Raw genomic sequence first — 20,996 nt, 5'->3', positions numbered from 1 at the left:
GTCCCGGGGGACCGGCCGTACGGCCAACACCGCGGACCGGAACTGGCTCGCACTCGCCTGCGAGCCGGCTGCCCTCTGCCCACCCTCGGCGACCGCCTTCAGCGTGGGAGCCGTCATCGTCGCGGCCGACGGAACCGAACTGGCCCGCGGCTACTCCCGTGAGAGCGATCCCCACGACCACGCAGAAGAAGGAGCCCTCGCCAAACTCTCAGCTGGTGACGCCCGGCTCAGCACCGCCACGATCTACAGCTCCCTGGAGCCCTGCGCCAAACGAGCTTCCCGCCCCCGCCCCTGCGCCCAGCTCATCCAGGACGCCCGGCTCCGCCGCGTCGTCACCGCGTGGAGCGAGCCCGACACCTTCGTGGTGGGTGCCGTGGGAGCCAAGTTCCTGGAAGACGCCGGTGCAACCGTCATTGCGCTCTCCAAGTACGCGAATGCTGCGCAGGCGCCCAACAGCCACCTCCCCTGATAGGGATCATCAGTCGTTGGACCTAGCATCACGGGCCCGTGCCGTCCCGCTCCAACTCGCCCCTCCGGCTCGCAAGGACGACTCGTCGTGCCGCCTGGCGAGGGAACCCGAGGGCGCCGTCGTCGCATAGACCGTCACGGTGCGGCGGGTCGGCAGTAGCGGCGGATCAGTTCTGCCCGGTCGGGAAAGTACTCCAGGAGGTCGGCTTCCTGGCCGAGCGTCATGTCGGCGTATGCAAATCCAGGTGCCACGGCTTCGCTGATCAGGCCGTGGTCACCCTGGGTGAGGTGGGACGCCTTCCAGACTCCGCCGGGAACGGCGAGTGTGAGGAGCTGGCCCCGGTAAGGGTCCTGGCCCAGCACGGCGGTGTGGTGGCGGCCGTCGGGGTACAGGAGGTGATACGTGATGGCTTCGCCGTGGTGGTGGAAGTGCAGGATGTCCGACTGATTGAGATGCCAGTGGCCCACGGGCGACGCGCGGGTCAGCAGGTAGTGGATCGACGTCAGCGTGTACCGGTCGCCCGCCGGGGTGGAGATGCGCGGGCGGTGATCGGCCTGGAACGTCCGGCGGAAGTACCCGCCCTCCACGTGCTCCTCCAGGCCGAGCGCCTCGACCCACTGCTCAGCGGTGATCATGCAGTCCTCCTCCGGACGGCAGCCCCCGGTACTCGACTGCGCGGTCGTCCTCGGTCGGCAGCGCGCGTGCGGGCGGGAGTGCGGGGACTGTCCGAGTGCTCACGCCACCGAGGCTAGAAGCCCGCGGTGTCAGCAGCCACTTGTCGCTCGGGCCGGGTTCGGTCCAGGGGAGCCACGTCACCGAGCCTCGGATCTGGCGCAGCACGTCAGCTGGTGCAAAGTCTGGCGGCCGTCCCTGGCGAGACCGCCTCGGCCGACTGCTGCGCGGGGCAGTCAGCCGGCGGTGGCTGTCGCGGCGTCCGGGTGGATGGCGAAGACCTTGTCCAGGCCGACAATGCTCAGGACGCGGGCGGTCTTGGCGGGCACCGCGGCAAGGGCTATCTGACCGTTGTGTTCGACAGCCAAGCTCCGGGCCGACAGCAGCGCACTGATCCCGCTGGAATCGCAGAAGTCCAGGCCGGTCAGGTCCACGACCAGAAGTTGCCCCGCACTAACGGGAAGGCCTTCCACGGCCTTGCGCAGTGCGGGGGCTGTTTCGTGGTCGAGGTCGCCGGTGACCTCGAGTACGGGGCCGGTGGCGGCCTCTCGGGTGGTGATCGTCAACGGGCTCATGTCAGGTCGTCGCTCGCGGGGTCGGGAAGTGTGGCGGGCACGCCGAGGGCAAGGAGTGCGGTGTCGTCGTCGAGTCCGTCACCGAAGGAGGTGAGCAGACCGCTCAGGGCGGTGATCAGCGCCTGGGGGCCAGCAGGCGGCTGGGCGGTGGTGAAGGCGCGCAGGGCGTCGTCGCCGTACAGCTCGCGGTCGGGTCCGGTGCGGGCCTCGGTCAGGCCGTCGGTGTACAGGAGCAGGGTGTCGCCGGGCAGCAGTCGGGTACGGGCGGCGGTGAACGGGGCTTGGGGCAGGACTCCGACGAGGAGCCCCCCGGGGGTGGGAAGGTAGTCGGCGTGGCCGTCGGCGCGCTGGATCAGCGCGGAGGGATGGCCGCCGGAGGCCAGGTGCACGTCGGTGTGGTCGCCGTCGGGTTGGAGGACGCCGAATATGGCAGTGCAGTAGCGGCCATCGCCGGCGGCGTACCGGTCGTGCAGCACTGTGTTCAGGGTGCTCAGGACGGTGGTGGGGTCCTCGTCGTGCAGGGCGGCTGCGCGCAGGGTGTAGCGGGCCAGGGAGGTGACCGCTGCGGCCTGGGGGCCCTTGCCGCACACGTCGCCGAGGAAGAACGCCCACCGGCCGTCGTTCAGGGGGAACAGGTCGTAGAAGTCTCCGCCCAGCAGGTCCGGGGAGGCCGTGTGGTAGTAGGAGCCCGCCTCCAGGCCCGGCACCGCGGGCAGCTGGGCGGGCAGCAGGCTCTGCTGGAGGACGGCAAGTGCCTCCTGGAGTCGGAGGCGGTCGGCTTCGGACCGCCGGCGTGCTTCCTCGGCCGCTTTGCGGCCGCGCAGCAGCTCGGCCTCGTAGGCGCGGCGGTCGCGGGCGTCGAAGACGGTGGTGCGGATCAGCAGCGGTTCGCCGTCCTCGCTGGTCTTCACCTTGGAGGTGACCAGCACCGGCATCCGCTGCTTGCCGGCCGCCGTGATGTCCAGGGCGATGCCGCTGACCTCGCCCTTCATCTGCAACAGCGGCGCGAAGTGTGTCTCGTGATACAGCTTGCCGCCCACCGTCAGCAGGTCGGCGAACCGCATCCGCCCCACCACCTGGGGCCGGTCCAGGCCCAGCCAGCCCAGCAGCGTGGTGTTGATCTTCGCGATGGTGCCGTCCATCAGCGTCGACAGATACCCGCACGGGGCCTGCTCGTACAGCTCCTCGGCGCTGTCCTCCAACAGCGAGGTGAACACCGCGTCCGTGGCGTCCACGTCCTGCTCGTCCCCCGGCTCAGGCGCCGAGTGGCCGGTGCGGCACATCACGAGGCCGCTCCGACGAAGTCGGTGATCGCATCCGCGGTGGCCTGCGGTGCGCTCAGCTGCGGGCAGTGCCCCGTCGCCGCCAGCGTCACCAGGCGGCTGCCCGGGATGGCGTCGCGGACATAGGCGCCGACCTCCCTCGGGGCGATCACGTCCTGCTCGCACTCGAGGATCAGCGTCGGGACCGCGACCGTCTTGAGGTCCTGGCGGCTGTCGGACAGGAACGTGGTGCGGGCGAAGACGCGGGCCATGTCCGGGTCGGTCGCGCAGAACGAGGTCGTCAGCTCCTGGCCGAGTTCCGGCCGGTCCGCGTTGCCCATGATGACCGGGGCCATCGCCGCCGACCAGCCCAGATAGTTCGACTCCAACGACTCCAACAGCTCGTCGATGTCCTCGGAGCTGAACCCTCCCCGGTAACCGTCGTCGTCGATGTAGCAGGGCGAAGGAGCGACCATCACCAGCCGGGACAGACGCTGCGGCGCCTTCGCCGCAGCAAGTACCCCCACCATCGCGCTGACCGAATGCCCCACGAACGTCACATCCCGCAAATCCAGCTCCTCGACCACCTCCAGCACATCTTGGGCATAACCCTCCAGCGAGCTGTAGCGTCGCTCGTCCCAGGCCGACGGGTCCGCCCCGCCCGAACCCACATAATCGAAGAGCACCACCCGGTACCTCTCAGCCAGCGCGGGAACCACCAGACGCCACATGTTCTGGTCACACCCGAACCCGTGCGCCAGCAGGAGCACCGGCCCGTCCACACGGCCCGTGACGGTCACGTTGTTCCTACGGCAGAGATCCATACCCGGCAGTCTCCCACCCACCGCCTCGCCTCAATGCCACGGAGCCGACGAGCTGGGTGAGAACCGAACCCATTTACTCTTGGCGGTACAGGTGTCATCCACGCGGCATGGGCTGGTGGCTTTATCGAGCAGTAGCGGGATCAGGCACAAATTCCGTGAGGACGATCTACGGGGGTTCGGCCTCAGTGATGCAACGTCATCCGGGGCCGTGGTCGAAGTTGACGACAGGGTTGTCGGAGCGGCCCTTGTTCGTCGATGAACACGGTGGGCGTGGACAGGAAGACATCGGCGTTCACCGGGCCGTAGGCGGTGTTGAAGGTGTCCAGCCAGTACAACCAGTCGCGGATCCCCAGGGCACTGCTGAAGCGGTAGTTGAGCCGCCAGCGCACCCACTGGCCGGGGGCGAGCCGCACTGCCGGGGGTCGTCGCGGCCTGGGCGGCCGAGCAAAGATGGGCTGGGCTCGAGGGAAGACCCGCAGTCGTCCGTCGGCCTCCTGGAGCTGGACATCGGCGGAGGAGTGGGAATGTGCCGCGGCCGAACATCTGGCGCTTGTCATCTTGATGTGGTTGGCCCGGCCTTCCACCGGACCGGAGTTCCAGCAGGTGCTCACGGCAGGCTCGCGGCGGACGATCGCGGCTTCACGCGGCACCCTCCGCCGCCCCGGCGGCTCGGCACCGACCCGGTGCTGACCGGCCGGGCGGGCGGTGAGCCGGGGGGCGACCCGGCGGCGGGGTCACCGGGCCCGGGGCTCACGGCCTGGCGAGCATCGTGTCCCGGGGGGGGTGGTGCCGCGCCGCGCAGGGTCACTAGCGTCACACCCCATGATGCTGCTCGCGCTCATCGTCATCGCCGCCCCCATCGCCATCTGGCTGCTCCTCGCCCTGCTGGGCGCCGCCATGGGCCAGGCGATGGGGGTGGTCAGCTCCCTGCTGTATCTCGTCGGAGCCGGGGCCCTGTTCGCCGCCGGCTTCTACACCGCGCGCCTGGTCCCTGACCTGTCCGAGCAGCAGAGCCTGGCCGTCGGGATCGCGGTCCCCATCGCGTATGCGGCCGGCCGCCTCATCTGGGTAAAGCTGGGACTGCCCACCCCTTACAGCGACTACGACCGCTGGCGCCGTCAAGAACACCGCGACTACTGGAACTGACCCCGACGCCATCGTGTCCCAGAGGGTCGCCACCGGCGCCAGGCCCGCGCCGCCGTACTCCAGGAGACTCGGGACTGCCCCGCACACCCAACTGCACGGGTCTGACCCGACACTCTCCCCGCGCGGAGACGCGAAGAGACCCCGGACCCACACGGTCCGGGGCCCCTTCGACGTCCGTGGCGTCTACAACGGTCACGACCTGATGAAGGCAGCAAACGGAATCAGGCGGCCGGGGTGTAGCGCACGACGGTGTCCTCGCACGGGCCCTCGGCATACACCTTCAGCGCTTCGAGCTCTCGGTCATCCGCAGTGAGCTGCCAGCGGAGCTTGGTCGCCACCCACTCCCCCACGTACCGGCACGGCGCCTCCGGCGACGGCGGCATCCGGTCCGCCGGATCCTGATCCGACTTCTGCCGCTCAGACCGGGCCGTCACCGCGACCAAGGAGACATCCGCCCCCTGGCCGTTCGCGTACGCCTCCCGCCGCGCCGCCGACCACCCGGAGGCCCCGGAGCCCCAGGCCTCGGCGAGCGGCACCATGTGGTCGATGTCCAGGGAGCCGGCACTGGTGACCCCCTGGCCGTCGTAGTACGACGGCCAGGTGCGCCGGTCAGCTTGCGGCCGGCCCCGACCGTCGGCGCGACAACCGCCTCGGCCAGGAGGGCCTCGGCGCGGGTGTTGCACCCGTCGCCTGCGTCGTCGCCACTGTTCCAGTGCTTGACCTTGCTGCGGGTGCACCCAGTGCGGTCCTCCTCGGTGACCCGCACCAGACCGACCGCTCCGGCCAGCATGGTCACCTCGGGTACGGGGCGGCCTGCGCGACCGGGGAGGAAACGAGAGGAACGAGGACAAGGGCGAGGGAAAGTGCGCTGCCGCGCACAAGGTTCTTGATCACCAAGGGGCTCTACAGGCCGCACCGCGCCCCCGATGAGGCTCTGCGCCATGGTGCTCACCCGCCCGGGCGAAGAGGTTCACCGCAGAAACGCTCCGCCGCACCCGGCCGCACAGCGGCGGAATCGCGAGGCCCGGGCCCGGTCACAGGGGCCGTCACCCGTGCCTGGGATCCGGGCAGGCGTCCGTGGCGGGCGCGGCCCCCTCCACCCCGGGGCCCGCCCGACGGGTGCCCCCTCTGTCCGCGGCATCCAGCGGCCGCGAGGTCGCCTACCCGACCCCCTTGAGGTTGTGTGCTTCCTATGGCGAACGAACAGCATGATCAAAACAGGCGGGGCCCGGAGGGAGGCCGGCCAGGAGCCGGCTCGCATGCGCAGGCGGACCGTGACACGCCCGAATCACCTGCGAAGCTCGGCAAGGGGTCGTGGGGGGCGGTGCTGAAACGCACGCTGAGCGAGTTCAAGCGGGACGAGCTGACCGACCGGGCCGCGGCACTGACGTACTACGCCATCCTGGCCCTGTTCCCGGCCCTGCTGGTCCTGGTCTCCCTCCTCGGCATCGCGGGCAAGGAAACCACCCGGGCCGTCCTGGACAACATGCAGAAACTCGCTCCAGGAGCGGCACGTGATGTCCTCACGAACGCGGTGACCCAGCTGCAGTCCAGCAGCGGGACCGGCTGGGTGATGGCCATCGTGGGTCTGCTGGCCGCACTGTGGTCCGCGTCCGGCTACATCGCCGCGTTCATCCGGACCTCCAACGCCGTGTACGACGTGCCCGAGGGCCGCCCGGCCTGGAAGGTGCTCCCGGTCCGCGTCGGCCTGACGCTGGCGTTGATGGTGCTGGCCTGTGTGAGCGCGCTGATCGTCGTGCTCTCGGGCGGGATCGCACGTCAGATCGGCACCGCTCTCGGGGTCGGGGACACGGCCATGACCGTCTGGTCGATCGCCAAGTGGCCCGTCCTGGTGTTGCTGGTGACCATCATGCTGGCGCTCCTGTACTGGGGAGCGCCGAACGCGAAGGGCCGGGGCTTCAAGTTCGTGTCCTTGGGCAGCCTGCTCGCGCTGCTGCTCTGGATGGTGGCATCGGCGGCCTTCGCCTTCTACGTCGCGAACTTCGGTTCGTACAACAAGACCTACGGCGCTCTAGCAGGCGTGATCATCTTCCTGGTCTGGCTGTGGATCACGAATCTGGCGATCCTGCTCGGCCTGGAGTTCGACGCCGAGATGGCCCGTGAGCGAGCTGTCATCAGCGGCCACCCACATACGGAGGAGCCCTACGTCGACCCCCGCGACACCCGCAAGTGGACCAGCGAGGACCGCAGGGCCATGGGAGACACCGGCCCCGTCGACCCCCGCTCGAACAGAAAGGACAACGGCGCCTGAAAACCTCCGCCCACTGCAAGCTTTCGGGCCGAGGCTGTCCATGGTCGGCGGGACGATCCCTGAGGGGGTTCACCGAAGGCGCGACACCGCCTCACGCCCCAAACTCCGGCAGCCCAGGATGATGAAACGCGCTGTACCGGCGGTCACCCTTCGCCGGTACAGCCCCGCAACCCAGCGCGTGACCATCGTTGGGCACGGCGTCCCCGAAGTGCTGGGCCCCGGGACGGTGCGTTTTCCCGGGGCGCAGTGGGGTGGACGCGCGGATTTCCACCACGAAGAGTTCGATGTGGCGGGATCCGCTTCGGGCTGACCCCAATTCCGTGCCTCTGCGTACCGCGTCGCAAGGTATCTCCAGGGCAGCCCTACAAGCCGCGAGCGGGACGAGGCACGCAGCCAGCCAGGCCGGCCGGCACTGCCCGACCTCCCCCGTAGACCGCATGCGCACCCTGCGTGTCGCCGAGTACACGGGTTCCCGCACCGGAAGGCACGGGAATTCCTCAGTGGGCCTCGCCTTCGACATAGGGGCGCAGGGCCTCGATGATCTTTTCCGAGTCCATCTTCTCGTAAATGTGCCCGGGGCGGTCGTCGGGAGAGTAGTTCAAAACGGCTGGGCAGGTGTCCTTCCCCTCGACCTCGAAGCGGGTGATCTGCTTGGAGGTCTTTGCTTCGAGCAGGAGGTAGGTGGCCCGAGCCTGGATCAGCCGTACCTCTCCGAATCCACGGTAGTCGCAGTCGATGTCGGTGAGGTCCGCGAGGGTGGCTCGTTCCACGTACTCGCAAGCGACCAACTGCGCTGTGTACGGCTCGCTGTCGACTGTCGTCCAGTGAGGAGGCAGTTCCTCACCTAGCTGGAAACGAAGATCGACCGGATGCGGGCCTGGCCCGGTATAGGGTTCCGCGTTTTCGGTGTAGGTCGTGGGATAGACCCCTCGCCCGGACGCAGCCGACGCTGGGCAGGGGTCGGAGGGCAGGACCGGGGAGTGCGACTCGAACGCCCTACCGTCAGCAATCACGACGCCCATGGTCACGGCGGGAATGATGATCAAGGGGGCGAGAACGGCCGGTCGTATTCTGAACATAGTCTCTCCGGTCAGGCACGGCAGCAAGCCTGTCGTGAATCGGATGAGACGACTCGCCGGTGCCGATGGTCAGGGTCTCGCGCTACCTTCCTGGTCCAACTTTCCTGGAAAACTACCCAACTTCACTGTCAGGGGACACCTGCCGCTACTTCACCCGGTGCCTCGCTGCGATGTCCCAGGCACCCGGCTCCCCGACAGCAAGCCGGGATCGCCTTGCTGCCGGACTCGTGTCTTCGTGCGGGTCGGGCGCACGAGCTGATCAGCCTCGCCGGCGCGTCAGCGCGCAGTTCCCGTTCAACCCGGCCGGATTGCGTGGCGCGATATACGTACTCGCAAATTTGAGTCGGCACCGTGAGGCACGGGCCGCCGGTCAGCGGACCTGGGAGTGGACTCGCCCTGGGCGGCCGCTTCGGCGTCAAGATTGTCCACTGACTCGATGCGGCCGCGTCGTCGGCGCGCGGCAGATCGAGTGAGCCGCTCTGTCGAGCCATGAGCAGCGTGCCGACAGCGCCGTCGGTTTCCCACGTACGGCACGCACGTCGATGGGGATCCCCCGGCACCGGCCGCACGCCCAACACCGCGGACCGGAACTGGCTCGCCCTCGCCTGCGAGCTGGCCGCCCTCTGCCCGCCGTCGAAGACCGCCTTCAGCGTGGGAGCCGTCATCGTCGCGGTCGACGGAACCGAACTCGCCCGTGGCTACTCCCGCGAGAACGATCCCCACGACCACGCTGAGGAGGGCGCCCTCGCTAAACTCCCCACCGATGATGCCCGGCTCACCACAGCCACGGTCTACAGCTCCCTGGAGCCTTGCTCCAAGCGAGCATCCCGCCCTCGCCCCTGCGCCCAGCTCATCCAAGACGCCGGCCTGCGGAGTGGCGACGCAGAGACGTAGGCCGCGACGGTCATCTCCGCCAGCGCGCCGACGAGTTGCTGCATGTCACCCAGCGACACCTGGTCCTGCCTGATCGAGACCCGAGGAGGCTCACTGCACGACCATCGTCCCGCCCCGGCCCGTGATACGGGACAGCACAGCCCTGTCGCTCGAACAGCCACGCGATAACGCCCCGCCCGCACCGGAGCGGGCCCGCAGCACCAGAGCCCCGTTCACCTCCCGGGCGGGAAAGCGATCTCGATCAGGGTGCCGTGGCCGGGCACGCTGTCCAGACGTACCCCCGCATGGTGGAGTTCGGCGACCGCGGCGACGATCGACAAGCCCAGGCCGGTGCCGCCGACCGCGCGGCTGCGGCCTTTGTCCGCCCGGTAGAACCGGTCGAAGACATGTCCTTGGGATTCCGGCGGGATGCCCGGCCCGCGGTCTTCGACACTGAGAAGTACCGTGTCCCGGGTGACGCTCAGCTCGATGCCGCACGGGACGTCGGGGGCAGTGTGCATGCGGATGTTCCCGAGAAGGTTGGCCATCAGGCTGCGGAGCTGTGCCTCGTCGCCCAGAACGAACACATCTTCCTGGATGCGGACGCTGCGCGGGCGATCCGGTTCCACGGCGGCAGCGTCCTGACAGGACTCGGCGACCACGCGACTGAGATCGACGGGTTCAAGTTCCGCTTCGTCCTCCTCGTCGAAGCGCGCCAGCATGAGAAGAGATTCGACCAGTCGGGTCATGCGCTGGATCTCGGACGCCATGCGGCCCATGGCTGTATCGACCGCGGCGGTGTCCGGCAGAGCTCCGTGCTGGTAGAGCTCGGCATAGCCGCGCAGGGACTGCAATGGGGTACGCAGTTCGTGGGAGGCGTCCGCGACGAACTGACGCATGCGTTCCTCTGATGCCTCGCGTGCCGTGAGCGCGGCCTGGATCTGGTCGAGCATGCGGTTCAGGGCCACGGCCAGCCTGCCGACTTCGGTGGCGGGAGCGGTGGTGGCTTCCGCGACCCGGTGCGAGAGATCGCCGGCGGCGATGGAGTCGGCTGTGGCCGCCGCGTACTCCAGTGGCCGCAGCTCGCGTCGTACGACGGCGGTGGTGGCCGTAGCAACGACGAGCAGCCCGGCCACTTCGACGATCACGATGGCCGCGGGGTCGCCGCCTGAGCCGAACCAGGCGCACGCGGTGGCGGCCATGGCGCACGCGCACAGGGCGGTGACGACCACGCTGAGCCGGGTACGCAGCGGCCTTCGCCGGGACCGCCTCAGCATCGCGGCTCCCGAAGGCTGTAGCCGACACCCCGCTGGGTGTGGATCAACGGGGGCCCCAGGGCGTCGATCTTGCGGCGTAGGTAGCTGATGTAGGTGGCGACGACGGTGTCGTCGCCGTTGAAGTCGTAGGACCAGACGTGGTCCAGGAGCTGGGCCCGCGGCAGGACCCGCCCGTGGTGGAGCATCAGGTAGCGCAGCAGGCGGAACTCGGTGGGGGAGAGATCGAGTGGCACCCCGGCACGGTGCACGGTGTAGGTGACCGTGTCGAGTTCGAGATCGGCGACCCGCAGTACCGAGCTGCCGTGGTCCCGCTGCCGGGTGCGGCGCAGCACGGCGGTGATGCGGGCGGCGACCTCGTCCAGCCCGAACGGTTTGGTGATGTAGTCATCCCCACCTGCGGTCAGGCCCCTGATCAGGTCTTTGCGGGTGTCGCGGGCGGTCAGGAAGACGACGGCGAACGGCAGTTTGTCCTGGCGCAGGCGTCGCATCACCTCGAAGCCGTCCCCGTCGGGCAGCATCACGTCCAGCAGGATGAGCTCGGGCAGAAAAGCGCGGGCCATGGCGAGCCCCTCGGAGGCGGTGGCGGCGGTGCGGACCTCGTAGCCGAGGAACCGCAGGAAGCGACTGACGGTGTCGAGGATCGCCGGTTCGTCATCGACCACGAGGAGCCGGCCGTGCTGTGCCGGGCGCGCACCGGCGTCCGTAGGGGTCTGCTCCGTCATCCCTGTGTCTTTCCTGTTCGCATGGGGTCAGTCTGCTTCGAGAGGTCGGTCTTCACCGAGCTTGTCCGATCGGCCTGCGGTGTTCCATGGGAGTTTCATGTGAAGACCGGCCTGAGGAGCTCGTTGGGCCGGGTGCTCGCGAGCCACCGGCCTAGCGTGGAGTACGCCCCACATCGGGGGCAGTAGCGCTCGGCCGTTCTGTCTGGCCGGGGTGCGCCCTCGTTCTCTGACATCCCGGGAGTCTTTCGCGTGTCCACATTCTTGTACCGCCTGGGCCGTTTCGCCTACCGGCGCAAATGGCCCGTCATCGGCGCCTGGCTCGCCGTGCTGCTGGTGGCGGGGGTAGCCGCGCTGGGGCTGATGAAGCCGTTCAGCTCGTCCACCTCCATCCCCGGAACGGAGGCGCAGCGCACCCTGGACGTGATGGAGAAGGAGTTCCCGTCGGCAGACGGCAACGTCACCGGCAAGATCGTCTTCCGGGCACCCGACGGTCAGAAGGTCACCGCGGGCGAACCTGCGGAGGCGATCGCCGACATGACCCGGGACGCCGGACAGGCGCCCGGCGTGGCAGCGGCTACGGCCCCTTCCGTAGAGACAGGCACGGTCTCGCCTGACGGTCGCGCCGGCATTGCGCAGGTCACCTTCGCCGCCGAGAAGGCTGACGCCATCCCGGACGCCACGAAGCAGGAGATCGAGGCGGCAGCCGAAGAGGGCCGCGGGGCAGGGCTGAGCGTGGAGCTGGGCGGTGACGCCTTCGTGCCTGAGGTCAAGGTCCTCGGGCCCATGGAAGCCGTCGGCGTCCTGATCGCCCTGGGAGTCCTGGTGCTCGTCTTCCGCACCCTGCGGGGTGCGATCATCCCCGTGGCGACCGCCCTGGTCGGCGTAGCCATCGGCGTGCTGTCCCTTCTGGCCATGACCAGCGTGATCACGATGGACAGCACCTCGATCATCCTGGCCGTGATGCTGGGCCTGGCGGTGGGCATCGACTACGCACTCTTCATCGTCTCCCGCCACCAGACGCAGGTCAGGGAGGGTATGGACCCCGAGGAATCGGCCGGGCTGGCGACGGGCACCGCCGGCGGGGCCGTGGTCTTCGCCGGGGCGACCGTCGTGATCGCATTGGCCGCGCTCGCGGTCGTGAACATTCCCTTCCTCACCGTCATGGGTCTGGGCGCCGCCGCCACCGTCGTCGTGTCTGTCCTGATCGCCGTCACCCTGCTCCCTGCCGTACTGGGACTCGTCGGCGCCGGCATCGCCACCAGCACGGTCCCCGTGCTGCGCCGATCAGCCGAGCGCGCACAGCGGCGGGCGACCGCCACCGGGCGTCCTGGCCGAGGTCAGCGATGGGCGTCCCTGGTCGCGCGCCGTCCATGGCTGGTGCTGGTCACCTGCCTGCTCGGCCTCGGCATCATGGCCGCCCCCGCGGCGGACCTTCGGCTCGGCCTGGGTGGTGGGGTGGATCCGCACAGCTCGGCGGGCCGCGCTCAGACCCTCATCGACGAGGGCTTCGGCCCCGGCTACAGCGGCACCCTGGTCATCCTCGCCCAGGGTGAGGACAAGACCGCCGTCCTGTCGGCCGCGAACGACCTCGCCGCACAGGTGAAGGAGCTTCCGGGCGTGTCCTCGGTCTCCCCGCCCGTCCCGGCCTCGTCCGGTGACACCGCCCTGGTCAACGTCACTCCCTCCAGCGGTCCCGAGTCGGAGGCCACCAAGGGCCTCCTGGCCGAGATCCGCGAGGCCCGCGGCGGCATCGAGCAGCGCACCGACACGACGCTGAACGTCACCGGCACGTCAGCGGTGAACATCGATGTGGCCGACAAGCTGTCCTCCGCCCTCCCCTTGTACTGCCTGCTGGTCATGGGGCTGGCCCTGGTGCTGCTGATCGTCGTCTTCCGCGCCATCGCCGTCCCGCTGAAGGCCGCGCTGGGCTTCCTGCTTTCCCTGGGCGCCTCCCTGGGGGCGCTGGTCGCCGTCTTCCAGTGGGGCTGGCTGTCCGATCTCCTCGGCATCACCCAGACAGGCCCGGTGCTCAGCTTCCTGCCCATGCTGCTGGTGGGCATTCTGTTCGGGCTGGCCATGGACTACGAGGTCTTTCTCGTCTCCCGCATGCGTGAGGAGTACAAGCACGGCAGGCCGCCGACCGAGGCCATGGTCCGTGGCTTCGGCCACAGCTCGCAGGTGGTCACCGCCGCGGCTCTCATCATGATCGCGATCTTCGGCTCGTTCATCTTCGCCGAACTGCAGGTGATCAAGGGCATGGGCTTCGCGCTCGCCATCGGCGTCCTGCTGGACGCCTTCGTGGTCCGCATGACCCTGGTGCCCGCGGTCATGGCGGTGCTCGGCCACAAGGCGTGGTGGCTGCCCCGCGTTCTGCAGCGGTGGCTGCCCGAGGTGGACATCGAAGGTGAACGTCTCACCCAGCTGCACACCGCGCCCAGCGGCTCCGAAGAACCGCACCTCCCCCGGCAGCATGCGTCCGTCGGTGCCGGCCACGCCCCTTCGGGGGAGTGACTGACCCACTGGCGCTAACACGCTCCCTCCTCCGGGCCCTCGATTGGGTCGCACGCGAGAAGGGAGCGTGTTAGCACGGAAGGCGGCGACCTTCCGCGTGGTCAGCGGTGCGTGAGCCCGAGAGCCGGCCTCCTTCTCCTCGCATCCGCCCAGGCCCCCTCCGTCGGACTCAGACCTGAGCGGGCGGCGGGGTGCTGCGGCCACTGACCACGCGAAGCCGTCGTTCGACCTCTGCGGCGTCCGCATCCTGAAACCGGGAGTCGTGGTCGAGGATCGCCCGGAGCATGCTCCGGGCACTGAACTCGATGTCGAAGTCGATGGACGTGATGGCGGGCGTGGCAATGCGGGCGAGGGGGGAGTTGTCGACCCCGATGATCCCCACGTCGTCCGGAATGCTCCGGCCGAGCTGCTGGGCGGCTCCGAGTACGGCCAGCGCGACCTCGTCGTTGTAGGCGGCGATTCCGAGGGGAACCTCGGGCAGCTGCGCCACGGCCCCGGCCGGTCCCTCATGGGTGAGGTCGACGTACAGCGTCGGGAGGACGTGGAGGCCGTTGCGCAGGCTCCATTCGTGAACGCCTCCTGCTCTCGGAGAGGCGAATCGGTGTTCCCGCGCGTCCACGGCCACGGCGGCGGCGATCGTCCGGTAGCCACAGGCGGCCAGGTGTTCCGCCTGACGCTGGCCGATCGCGGTGTCCAGGTGCTCCTGCGCCGCACGTGAATGCTCCACGACGAGCGCACCGTGGCGTTGCAGTCGTCTGCGGTCGGATTCTTCCAGTGGCGCGAGGCTTACGACGGCGTACGGACGCAGGCCGAGCACCGCGTCCTCGATCGGGTCCGTGGCAGTCGCCAGACGGAGCAGGTTCACGTATCCCTCGCGTTCGAGCCCGCTGGAGAGCACATCGAGGAAGTCCCGCAGACGGGGCCCGAACGTGATGTTGGGCACCAGGGTGATCACGATGTCACTCGTGCCGCGGGCCAGGGTTCTCGCCGCCGTCGAGGGACGGTATCCCAGACCGTCCGCGGCTTCCTTCACCCGCGCGACCGTCTCCGGCGAGAAGCGGTCCTCATGGCCGTTGAGAACCTGGCTCACCGTCGACCGTGACACCCCCGCGCGCGCCGCTACGTCCTTGCTGCTTGTCGTCATGCCTCGCCTCCCGCAGCACGTTAACACGGGACAACGCTACGCTTGTTAACGCGCGACAATGAGATTATTGACGCTTTGACCTGCACTATTAACAAGCCAGCAACTTAAGTATTGACGCGAGACAACACGAGTGTTGTCCTTGCCCCATACGCGCTTGGCGTAGACACGAGGTGAAGCGAGGGAGAACGTGGCCAGCTACGATCCGGTCGGCGGAACCACGGAGGTTCCGCTTGCGACGTGGGAGTTCCAGCGAGCCTCCTCGGTGGACAGCATCAAGGTCCGGCTGCCGCACGACGCGATGATCGGCGAGAGGCGGGGGCCGTCCAGCCCCGGTGGAGCCGACGCGGGCTGGTTCTTCGGCGGGACGTACCAGTACCGCACCACCTGGACAGCCGACTCCGACGACGGCCTCCTCGTCGGCCTGCGGTTCGAAGGCGTGCAGGGTGACGCGGACGTCTATGTCAACGAACGGTTCATCGGGCGGATCCGGGGCGGGTACACCGAGCGCGAGCTCTCCTTCCAGGACGCGGTCAAGTGGGGGGCCGACAACGACATCCGGGTCGAGGTCGACAACAGCCACCAGCCCAACAGCCGCTGGTATTCCGGGTCCGGCCTCTACCGGCCCGTGCACGTGGTGCTGCGCCCTCCGATCCACTTCACCTCGGACGGGCTGCGGCTGCGCACCCTCTCCCTAGGCCCGGACGCGCACGTCCAGGTCGCCTACGAGGTGACGAATCCGTCGTCGGAGACGCTCTCGGTGACCACGGAACTGTGGGACGGCGATGTCGAAGTGGCTTCCGCGACGGGGCACTCCGACGCAGGAGTGACCACCATGAACGTCGCCCGGCCCATGCCGTGGTCGGCCGACGCCCCTCATCGGTACCGGCTCATCGCCCGGATCGAGCACGAGGGCACGGTAGTCGACGAACGGCGGGAGTGGGTCGGGCTGCGCACCGTCGAGGTCGACGCACAACAGGGTCTGCGGATCAACGGGCACACGGTTCTGCTGCGGGGCGCGTGCATCCATCACGACAACGGGATCCTCGGTGCCGCCACACACCGGAGCGCCGAGTTCCGCCGAGTGCGGATCCTGAAGGAGGCCGGATTCAACGCCGTACGCAGCGCACACAACCCGATGTCCCGCCACCTGCTGGACGCGTGCGACGAACTGGGCATGTATGTGGTCGATGAGTTCGCCGACTACTGGTTCGTCAAGAAGACCGCCCACGATCACGCGGACCGGTTCCGCGACACGTGGCGCCAGGACGCGGCGGCCCTGATCGGGAAGGACCGCAACCGCCCCAGTGTGGTGATGTACGCGATCGGCAACGAGATTCCCGAGACCGCGACCCCCGAGGGCGTCGAGCTCGCCCGCGAGATCACGGACCACTTCCACGCCGCGGATCCCGACCGCCCGGTCACCGTCGCCGTCAACATCTTCCTCAATGTCCTGGTCTCCCTGGGCGCCTCCCCCTACAAGTCGGGGAAGGCCGCGGACCCCACGACGGACGCGAAGCAGACGTCGATGGCGGGTAGCACCGAGGCGAACAGGATGGTCAACCAGATCGGCCGGATGATGAACCTCGTCTCGCGGCTGCGCCAGGCCGACAAGGCCAGTCGTGACGTGTTCGGGGTGGTGGACGTCGCGGGTTACAACTACGGCCTCGCCCGTTACCGCCAGGACGTGAAGGCCTACCCGAACCGGGTCATCCTCGGTACGGAGACCCTTCCCGGGGATGTCGCCCGGGCGTGGTCCCTGGTGGAGGCCCACCCCGCCGTGATCGGCGACTTCGTCTGGGCGGGCTGGGAGTATCTCGGCGAGGCCGGTGTCGGTGTATGGGTGCCGGGGAAGCGTGCGGGACTGTCGAAGCCCTATCCCTACGTGATCGCCGGCCCCGGCATGATCGATCTGTCCGGGCGCCCGGACGCCTCGTTGCGACTCGCGCAGGCGGCATGGGGAACTCTCACGGCACCAGCCATCGCCGTCCGCCCGGTCGACCGGAGCGGGCAGCCCGTGGTCCGCTCGGCGTGGCGCAGCACGGACGCGGTCGAGAGCTGGTCCTGGCGTGGCTGCGAAGGCCGCACGGCCGAGATCGAGGTCTACTCGGCCGACGAAGAGGTCGAACTGCTGCTGAACGGCCGCTCCCTGGGCCGCCGCAAGGCCGGTTCCCGCCACAGGTTCCGCGCCCGGTTCCGGACGCCGTACGAACCTGGCGAACTGGCCGCGGTCGGCTATCGGGACGGAGCGGTGGTGAGCCGCAGCACGGTGTGCTCCTCCTCGGGCCCGCTCGGCCTCCGGCTTTCAGCGGAGCGCCGGATTCTGGTCGGTGACGATCTCGCGTTCGTCACGGTCGCGGTCACGGACGCGGACGGCGTCGTGGAGATGCTTGCCGACGACCAGGTCACGCTGGAGGTCAGCGGCCCGGCCGAACTCATCGCCTTCGGCACGGCCGCTCCGGCCACCGAGGAGTCCTTCGTGGCGGCCACGCACACCACGTTCCGGGGCCGGGCGTTGGCGGTGCTGAGGCCCAGTGGAGAGTTCGGCGCCATACGTCTTCTCGCCCGCTCCGCCGTACATGGCGAGGCCGAGGTCGAGCTTGTTGCCGCGCGTGCAGACGCGCCCGGTGGAACGCCTGGAGAGCCGTCCGAGGCAGAGCGCCAGAACGCCGCGGTGTCAGCGGCGGAAGCCGGATAGCGCCCCCGGGCGCCTCCTCGACCGACAAGAGAGTCCTGTCATGTCTTCTGCTCTACCGTCTCAGCCCCCCGTCATCGGCGTCGGCCCTGAGGGCAGTCTGCCTCCGACCGCCGACTCGGGGCCGGCCGGGCACAGCGAGCCGCCTCGCGTTTCGACATGGTTCATCTTCGTCTACACACTGATCACGTTCGCCGCGAACCTCACGATGCTCTTGCCGATGTTGTTCGGGCTCGCGTACAAGATCCAGCTGATCGACCCAGGGGGCAAGGAGTCGAGTCTGGGGCTCGTGGTCGGCATCGGCGCCCTGTTCAACGTCGTGGTCACGCCGCTCGCCGGCGTGCTCACGGACCGGACGAGAAGCCGTTGGGGCCGCCGGCGGCCCTGGGTCGCCGCCGGTATCGTCATCTGTGCAGCCGCCGGGACGGCCATCGCCCTGGCCTCGACCGTCCTGTTCGTCGCCGTCGCCTGGGTCGTCTACATCCTCGGTCTCGCCGCGATCCTGAGCGCCCTGGCTCCGGTGATAGCCGATCAGGTCCCCGAGTCACAGCGGGGAAAGGTGGGCGCGTTCTCCGGTGTCTCCACACAGCTGGCCGGTGTTGCCGCGAGCCTGGTGGGCAGTGCCCTCACCGGCAACCTGCTGCTGATGTTCCTGTCCCCGCTCGTCGTCCTCGTCGTCGCGTTCGTGTTCTACGTCTCCGCCATCCCGGATCGGCCGGCTGCGAGGACGAAGGAACACGAGCCCTTGGCCCTCGTCTTCAGACAACTGGTGTTCGACCCACGCAAGCACCGGGACTTCGCGCTCGTCTGGTTGGGCCGGTTCCTGCTCCAGGTCGGCATGACCTTCTTCAGCACCTACCAGCTCTACTTCCTCCTGGACCGGATCGGTCTCGCTCCGGAGGAGGCCGGCCAGAAGCTGGCCCTGGTCGGGGGAATCGGCATCGTCGTCACCACCGGCTTCGCGGTCGTGGGTGGGCTTCTCTCCGATCGACTGCGGCGACGCAAGCCCTTCCTGTACGTAGCTGCCGCTCTCGCGGGTGGTGGGCTGACCGTGATGGCCTTCGCCCCCAACGTTCTCAGCTATGCGGTAGCCACCCTTCTGATCCTCGCCGCCGCAGGCCTGTTCGGCTCCGTCGACCTGGCCCTGGCCAGCGACGTCGTGCCCGACCGAACCGAGGCGGGCCGGTGGATGTCCATCCTCAACGTGGCCGGCTACATCCCCTCAGCGGTGGCCCCCGTCGTGGCGCCTCTCATCCTGATGACCGGCGGCGGACAGAACTACACCGCCCTCTACCTCACAGCTGCCCTCATCGCCACCGGCGCCGGCATCACGGCCTGGCAGGTGCGGGGCGTCCGGTGACCACGCCGAACGTGTCGAACCCGACAAGACCGGTCCCCACGACGGTGCCTGACCCTTCCGAACATCACATTCCAGGAGCACCACTCATGCCCGAACTCTTCTCCGACGACTTCCTTTGGGGCGCTTCGACCGCCGCTCACCAGGTGGAGGGCAACAACCTCAACAGCGACTGGTGGCTGATCGAACAGGGGCCATACGGGCTTCAGCGCAGCGGCGACGGCCTCGACAGCTACCACCGCTTCGCCGAGGACATGCGGCTCCTCGCCGACGCAGGTCTGAACGCCTACCGGTTCAGCATCGAATGGGCCCGCATCGAACCCTCCCCCGGCGCGTTCTCCCGCGCCGAACTCGCGCACTACCGCCGGATGATCGACACCGCGAAGGCCCTGGGTCTGACGCCCGTGGTAACGCTGCACCACTTCACCCATCCGATCTGGTTCGAAGAGCAGGGGGCCTGGCTCGGCGACGGCGCTGTGGACGCCTTCGCCCGCTACGTCGAGTTCGCGGCACAGATCCTGCACGACGTCGACTGGGTGTGCACGATCAACGAGCCCAACATGGTCGCGGTCATGCACGGAATGCGCGTGCGCGCGGCCCGCGGCGAGCAGATCGACCCGACGGTGCTCGCCTCTCCCGACGAGTCCATCGGCCGCGTATTGATCGCCGCGCACCGGGCCGCCGTGCCGATCCTGCGCGACACAACCGGCGCGAAGGTCGGCATGACGATCTCCTCCCAGGCGCAGGAAGCCGCCCCCGGAGCCGAGCAGAAGCTCGCCGAGGTGCGCTACCTGTGGGAGGACATGTACCTGGAAGGCTGCCGAGGGGACGACTTCGTCGGCATCCAGGCCTACAGCACCCAGACCGTCGACCAGGACGGCCTGGTCCCCCACACTCCGAGCCCTGACAACACCCAGGTGGGACTGCCCTACCGGCCGGACGCCCTGGGCATCGCCGTCCGCCACGCGCACCGGTTCCTGGACGGCATACCGATCCTCGTCACGGAGAACGGAATCGCGACCAGCGACGACGAACGGCGCATCGCCTACACCCGCGAGGCACTGCGCCACCTCGGCGAGGCCTCGGACGAGGGCGCGAACGTGCTGGGCTATCTGCACTGGTCCGCCCTGGACAACTTCGAGTGGGGCCACTGGGAGCCCACCTTCGGGCTGATCGCCGTCGACCGGGAGACGTTCGTCCGCACTCCCAAGCCCAGCCTCGCCTGGCTCGGTGCAGTCGCCCGGACGCGCACGCTCACCTGACCGCGAACGGCCGGCCCGGGGGTGCTCCGGCCCGCCCACCGCTTCCACTCGAAGAGAGAACCCATGGAAATCAAGAACAGCGTGTTTGTTGTTACGGGGGGTGGCAACGGCATCGGCAGACACGTCGCGCTCGAACTGCTCGCCCGAGGCGCGCGAGTTGCGGCCGTGGACCTCCGCCCTGACGGGCTGGAGGAAACCCGCACCCTGGCAGAGCCTCACCACCGCGGCCTCACCACCCACGTTCTCGACGTGAGCGACAACACCGCCGTCCAGGACCTGCCCGACAGCGTGCTCGAAGCCCACCAGCAGATCGACGGAGTCATCAACGTCGCGGGCATCATCCACCGGTTCGCCCCACTCGCCGAGCTGTCCCGGGATGAGCTGGAGCGCATCGTCAACGTGAACTTCTGGGGGACCGTCAACACCACTCTCGCGCTCCTGCCCACCCTTCGGTCCAGGCCGGCCGCCGCGATCGTCAACATCTCCAGCCTGTCCGCGCTGGTCGCGTTCGCGGGACAGGGCTTCTACGGAGCCACGAAGGGAGCCGTCAAGCAGTTCAGCGAAGGGCTCTACGAAGAGCTCATCGACACGAACGTGGCTGTCACCACGGTTTTCCCGGGCAATATCAGCACCAACATCAGCGGCAACTCCGGCGTGGCGATGATCGACGCCGGCGGCCGCAAGGTGCGCGCGACCACTCCCGAGAGGACCGCCCGCGAGGTCGTCGACGGTGTCGGGAACGGCAGTTTCCGGGTACTGATCGGCTCGGACGCCCGGCTGCTCGACAGGCTGTATCGGATTTCACCGAAATGGGCCACCCGCATCGTCGCGAAGCAGATGAAGGCCGTCCTGTGACGGC

At 68.8% G+C, this 20,996-nt stretch carries 16 protein-coding genes and 3 pseudogenes; 9 read left to right on the top strand and 10 right to left on the bottom strand.

Translation table 11 applies throughout. The annotated features are described in order from the left end of the window. The coding region (locus tag ACFWM7_RS02860; RefSeq protein WP_383254298.1) for a deaminase at positions 1–469 on the top strand (469 nt) is incomplete at its 5' end. 134 nt (positions 470–603) lie between these two features. Here ACFWM7_RS02860 and ACFWM7_RS02855 read toward each other — a convergent pair. From ACFWM7_RS02855 to ACFWM7_RS02835, 5 genes and pseudogenes are all read right to left on the bottom strand, one after another. Then, positions 604–1,104 (bottom strand): cupin domain-containing protein, encoded by a 501-nt coding sequence (locus ACFWM7_RS02855; protein ID WP_383254295.1) that lies wholly within the window; start codon positions 1,102–1,104, stop codon positions 604–606. Between the two features lie 273 nt (positions 1,105–1,377). Beyond that, positions 1,378–1,716 carry an STAS domain-containing protein gene (locus ACFWM7_RS02850; RefSeq protein WP_383254294.1) on the bottom strand — a complete coding sequence of 113 codons (339 nt, stop codon included), beginning with the start codon at positions 1,714–1,716 and terminating at the stop codon, positions 1,378–1,380. After that, positions 1,713–2,999: a PP2C family protein-serine/threonine phosphatase gene (locus ACFWM7_RS02845; RefSeq protein ID WP_383254301.1), complete on the bottom strand. Its 1,287-nt coding sequence runs from the start codon at positions 2,997–2,999 to the stop codon at positions 1,713–1,715. The genes ACFWM7_RS02850 and ACFWM7_RS02845 overlap by 4 nt, the downstream gene beginning before the upstream one ends. Beyond that, positions 2,999–3,802, bottom strand: coding sequence for an alpha/beta fold hydrolase (locus ACFWM7_RS02840; protein ID WP_383254292.1), 804 nt, complete (start codon positions 3,800–3,802; stop codon positions 2,999–3,001). The genes ACFWM7_RS02845 and ACFWM7_RS02840 overlap by 1 nt, the downstream gene beginning before the upstream one ends. A 182-nt stretch (positions 3,803–3,984) precedes the next feature. After that, positions 3,985–4,311 (bottom strand): annotated as a pseudogene (locus tag ACFWM7_RS02835) (hypothetical protein); the annotation flags it as partial. A 313-nt stretch (positions 4,312–4,624) separates the two neighbouring features. Here ACFWM7_RS02835 and ACFWM7_RS02830 point away from each other — a divergent pair. Continuing rightward, positions 4,625–4,948 (top strand): hypothetical protein, encoded by a 324-nt coding sequence (locus ACFWM7_RS02830; RefSeq protein WP_383254290.1) that lies wholly within the window; start codon positions 4,625–4,627, stop codon positions 4,946–4,948. 221 nt (positions 4,949–5,169) lie between these two features. On the opposite strand, the pseudogene ACFWM7_RS02825 reads toward ACFWM7_RS02830, so the two are convergent. Continuing rightward, positions 5,170–5,842 (bottom strand): annotated as a pseudogene (locus tag ACFWM7_RS02825) (HNH endonuclease). A gap of 298 nt (positions 5,843–6,140) precedes the next feature. Between ACFWM7_RS02825 and ACFWM7_RS02820 the strand changes: the two are divergent. Beyond that, on the top strand, positions 6,141–7,220 hold the full coding sequence (locus ACFWM7_RS02820; protein ID WP_383254288.1) for a YihY/virulence factor BrkB family protein: 1,080 nt from the start codon (positions 6,141–6,143) through the stop codon (positions 7,218–7,220). Positions 7,221–7,717: 497 nt separating this feature from the next. Here the strand turns inward: ACFWM7_RS02820 and ACFWM7_RS02815 are convergent, their stop codons facing one another. Further along, positions 7,718–7,990 (bottom strand): hypothetical protein, encoded by a 273-nt coding sequence (locus ACFWM7_RS02815; protein ID WP_383254285.1) that lies wholly within the window; start codon positions 7,988–7,990, stop codon positions 7,718–7,720. Between the two features lie 858 nt (positions 7,991–8,848). Here ACFWM7_RS02815 and ACFWM7_RS02810 point away from each other — a divergent pair. After that, positions 8,849–9,172 (top strand): annotated as a pseudogene (locus ACFWM7_RS02810) (5-amino-6-(5-phosphoribosylamino)uracil reductase); the annotation flags it as partial. Positions 9,173–9,405: 233 nt separating this feature from the next. Here ACFWM7_RS02810 and ACFWM7_RS02805 read toward each other — a convergent pair. Both ACFWM7_RS02805 and ACFWM7_RS02800 read right to left on the bottom strand, forming a co-directional pair. Further along, positions 9,406–10,404, bottom strand: coding sequence for a sensor histidine kinase (locus ACFWM7_RS02805; protein WP_383254284.1), 999 nt, complete (start codon positions 10,402–10,404; stop codon positions 9,406–9,408). A gap of 38 nt (positions 10,405–10,442) precedes the next feature. Further along, complete coding sequence (locus ACFWM7_RS02800; protein ID WP_383254280.1) at positions 10,443–11,171, bottom strand: response regulator transcription factor; 729 nt, start codon at positions 11,169–11,171, stop codon at positions 10,443–10,445. A 249-nt stretch (positions 11,172–11,420) separates the two neighbouring features. Here ACFWM7_RS02800 and ACFWM7_RS02795 point away from each other — a divergent pair, with 249 nt between their 5' ends. Next, positions 11,421–13,682 (top strand): MMPL family transporter, encoded by a 2,262-nt coding sequence (locus tag ACFWM7_RS02795; protein ID WP_383254277.1) that lies wholly within the window; start codon positions 11,421–11,423, stop codon positions 13,680–13,682. 169 nt (positions 13,683–13,851) lie between these two features. Here the strand turns inward: ACFWM7_RS02795 and ACFWM7_RS02790 are convergent, their stop codons facing one another. Further along, on the bottom strand, positions 13,852–14,826 hold the full coding sequence (locus ACFWM7_RS02790) for a LacI family DNA-binding transcriptional regulator (RefSeq protein ID WP_383254276.1): 975 nt from the start codon (positions 14,824–14,826) through the stop codon (positions 13,852–13,854). A 187-nt stretch (positions 14,827–15,013) separates the two neighbouring features. On the opposite strand from ACFWM7_RS02790, the gene ACFWM7_RS02785 reads away from it, so the two are divergent. The 4 genes from ACFWM7_RS02785 (at position 15,014) to ACFWM7_RS02770 (ending at position 20,992) form a co-directional block, all read left to right on the top strand. Further along, positions 15,014–17,521, top strand: coding sequence for a glycoside hydrolase family 2 TIM barrel-domain containing protein (locus tag ACFWM7_RS02785; protein ID WP_383254274.1), 2,508 nt, complete (start codon positions 15,014–15,016; stop codon positions 17,519–17,521). 40 nt (positions 17,522–17,561) lie between these two features. Next, on the top strand, positions 17,562–18,878 hold the full coding sequence (locus ACFWM7_RS02780; RefSeq protein ID WP_383254271.1) for an MFS transporter: 1,317 nt from the start codon (positions 17,562–17,564) through the stop codon (positions 18,876–18,878). 86 nt (positions 18,879–18,964) lie between these two features. After that, positions 18,965–20,137 (top strand): glycoside hydrolase family 1 protein, encoded by a 1,173-nt coding sequence (locus ACFWM7_RS02775; RefSeq protein WP_383254269.1) that lies wholly within the window; start codon positions 18,965–18,967, stop codon positions 20,135–20,137. A gap of 63 nt (positions 20,138–20,200) precedes the next feature. Continuing rightward, positions 20,201–20,992 carry an SDR family NAD(P)-dependent oxidoreductase gene (locus tag ACFWM7_RS02770; RefSeq protein ID WP_383254267.1) on the top strand — a complete coding sequence of 264 codons (792 nt, stop codon included), beginning with the start codon at positions 20,201–20,203 and terminating at the stop codon, positions 20,990–20,992. Positions 20,993–20,996: the final 4 nt, after the last annotated feature.

Source organism: Streptomyces sp. NPDC058375 (assembly GCF_042723425.1).
In the GTDB taxonomy this organism is placed as follows: domain Bacteria; phylum Actinomycetota; class Actinomycetes; order Streptomycetales; family Streptomycetaceae; genus Streptomyces; species Streptomyces durocortorensis.
Note: the sequence above shows the minus strand (reverse complement) of the source record. Positions and strands in the feature narration are given on the sequence as shown.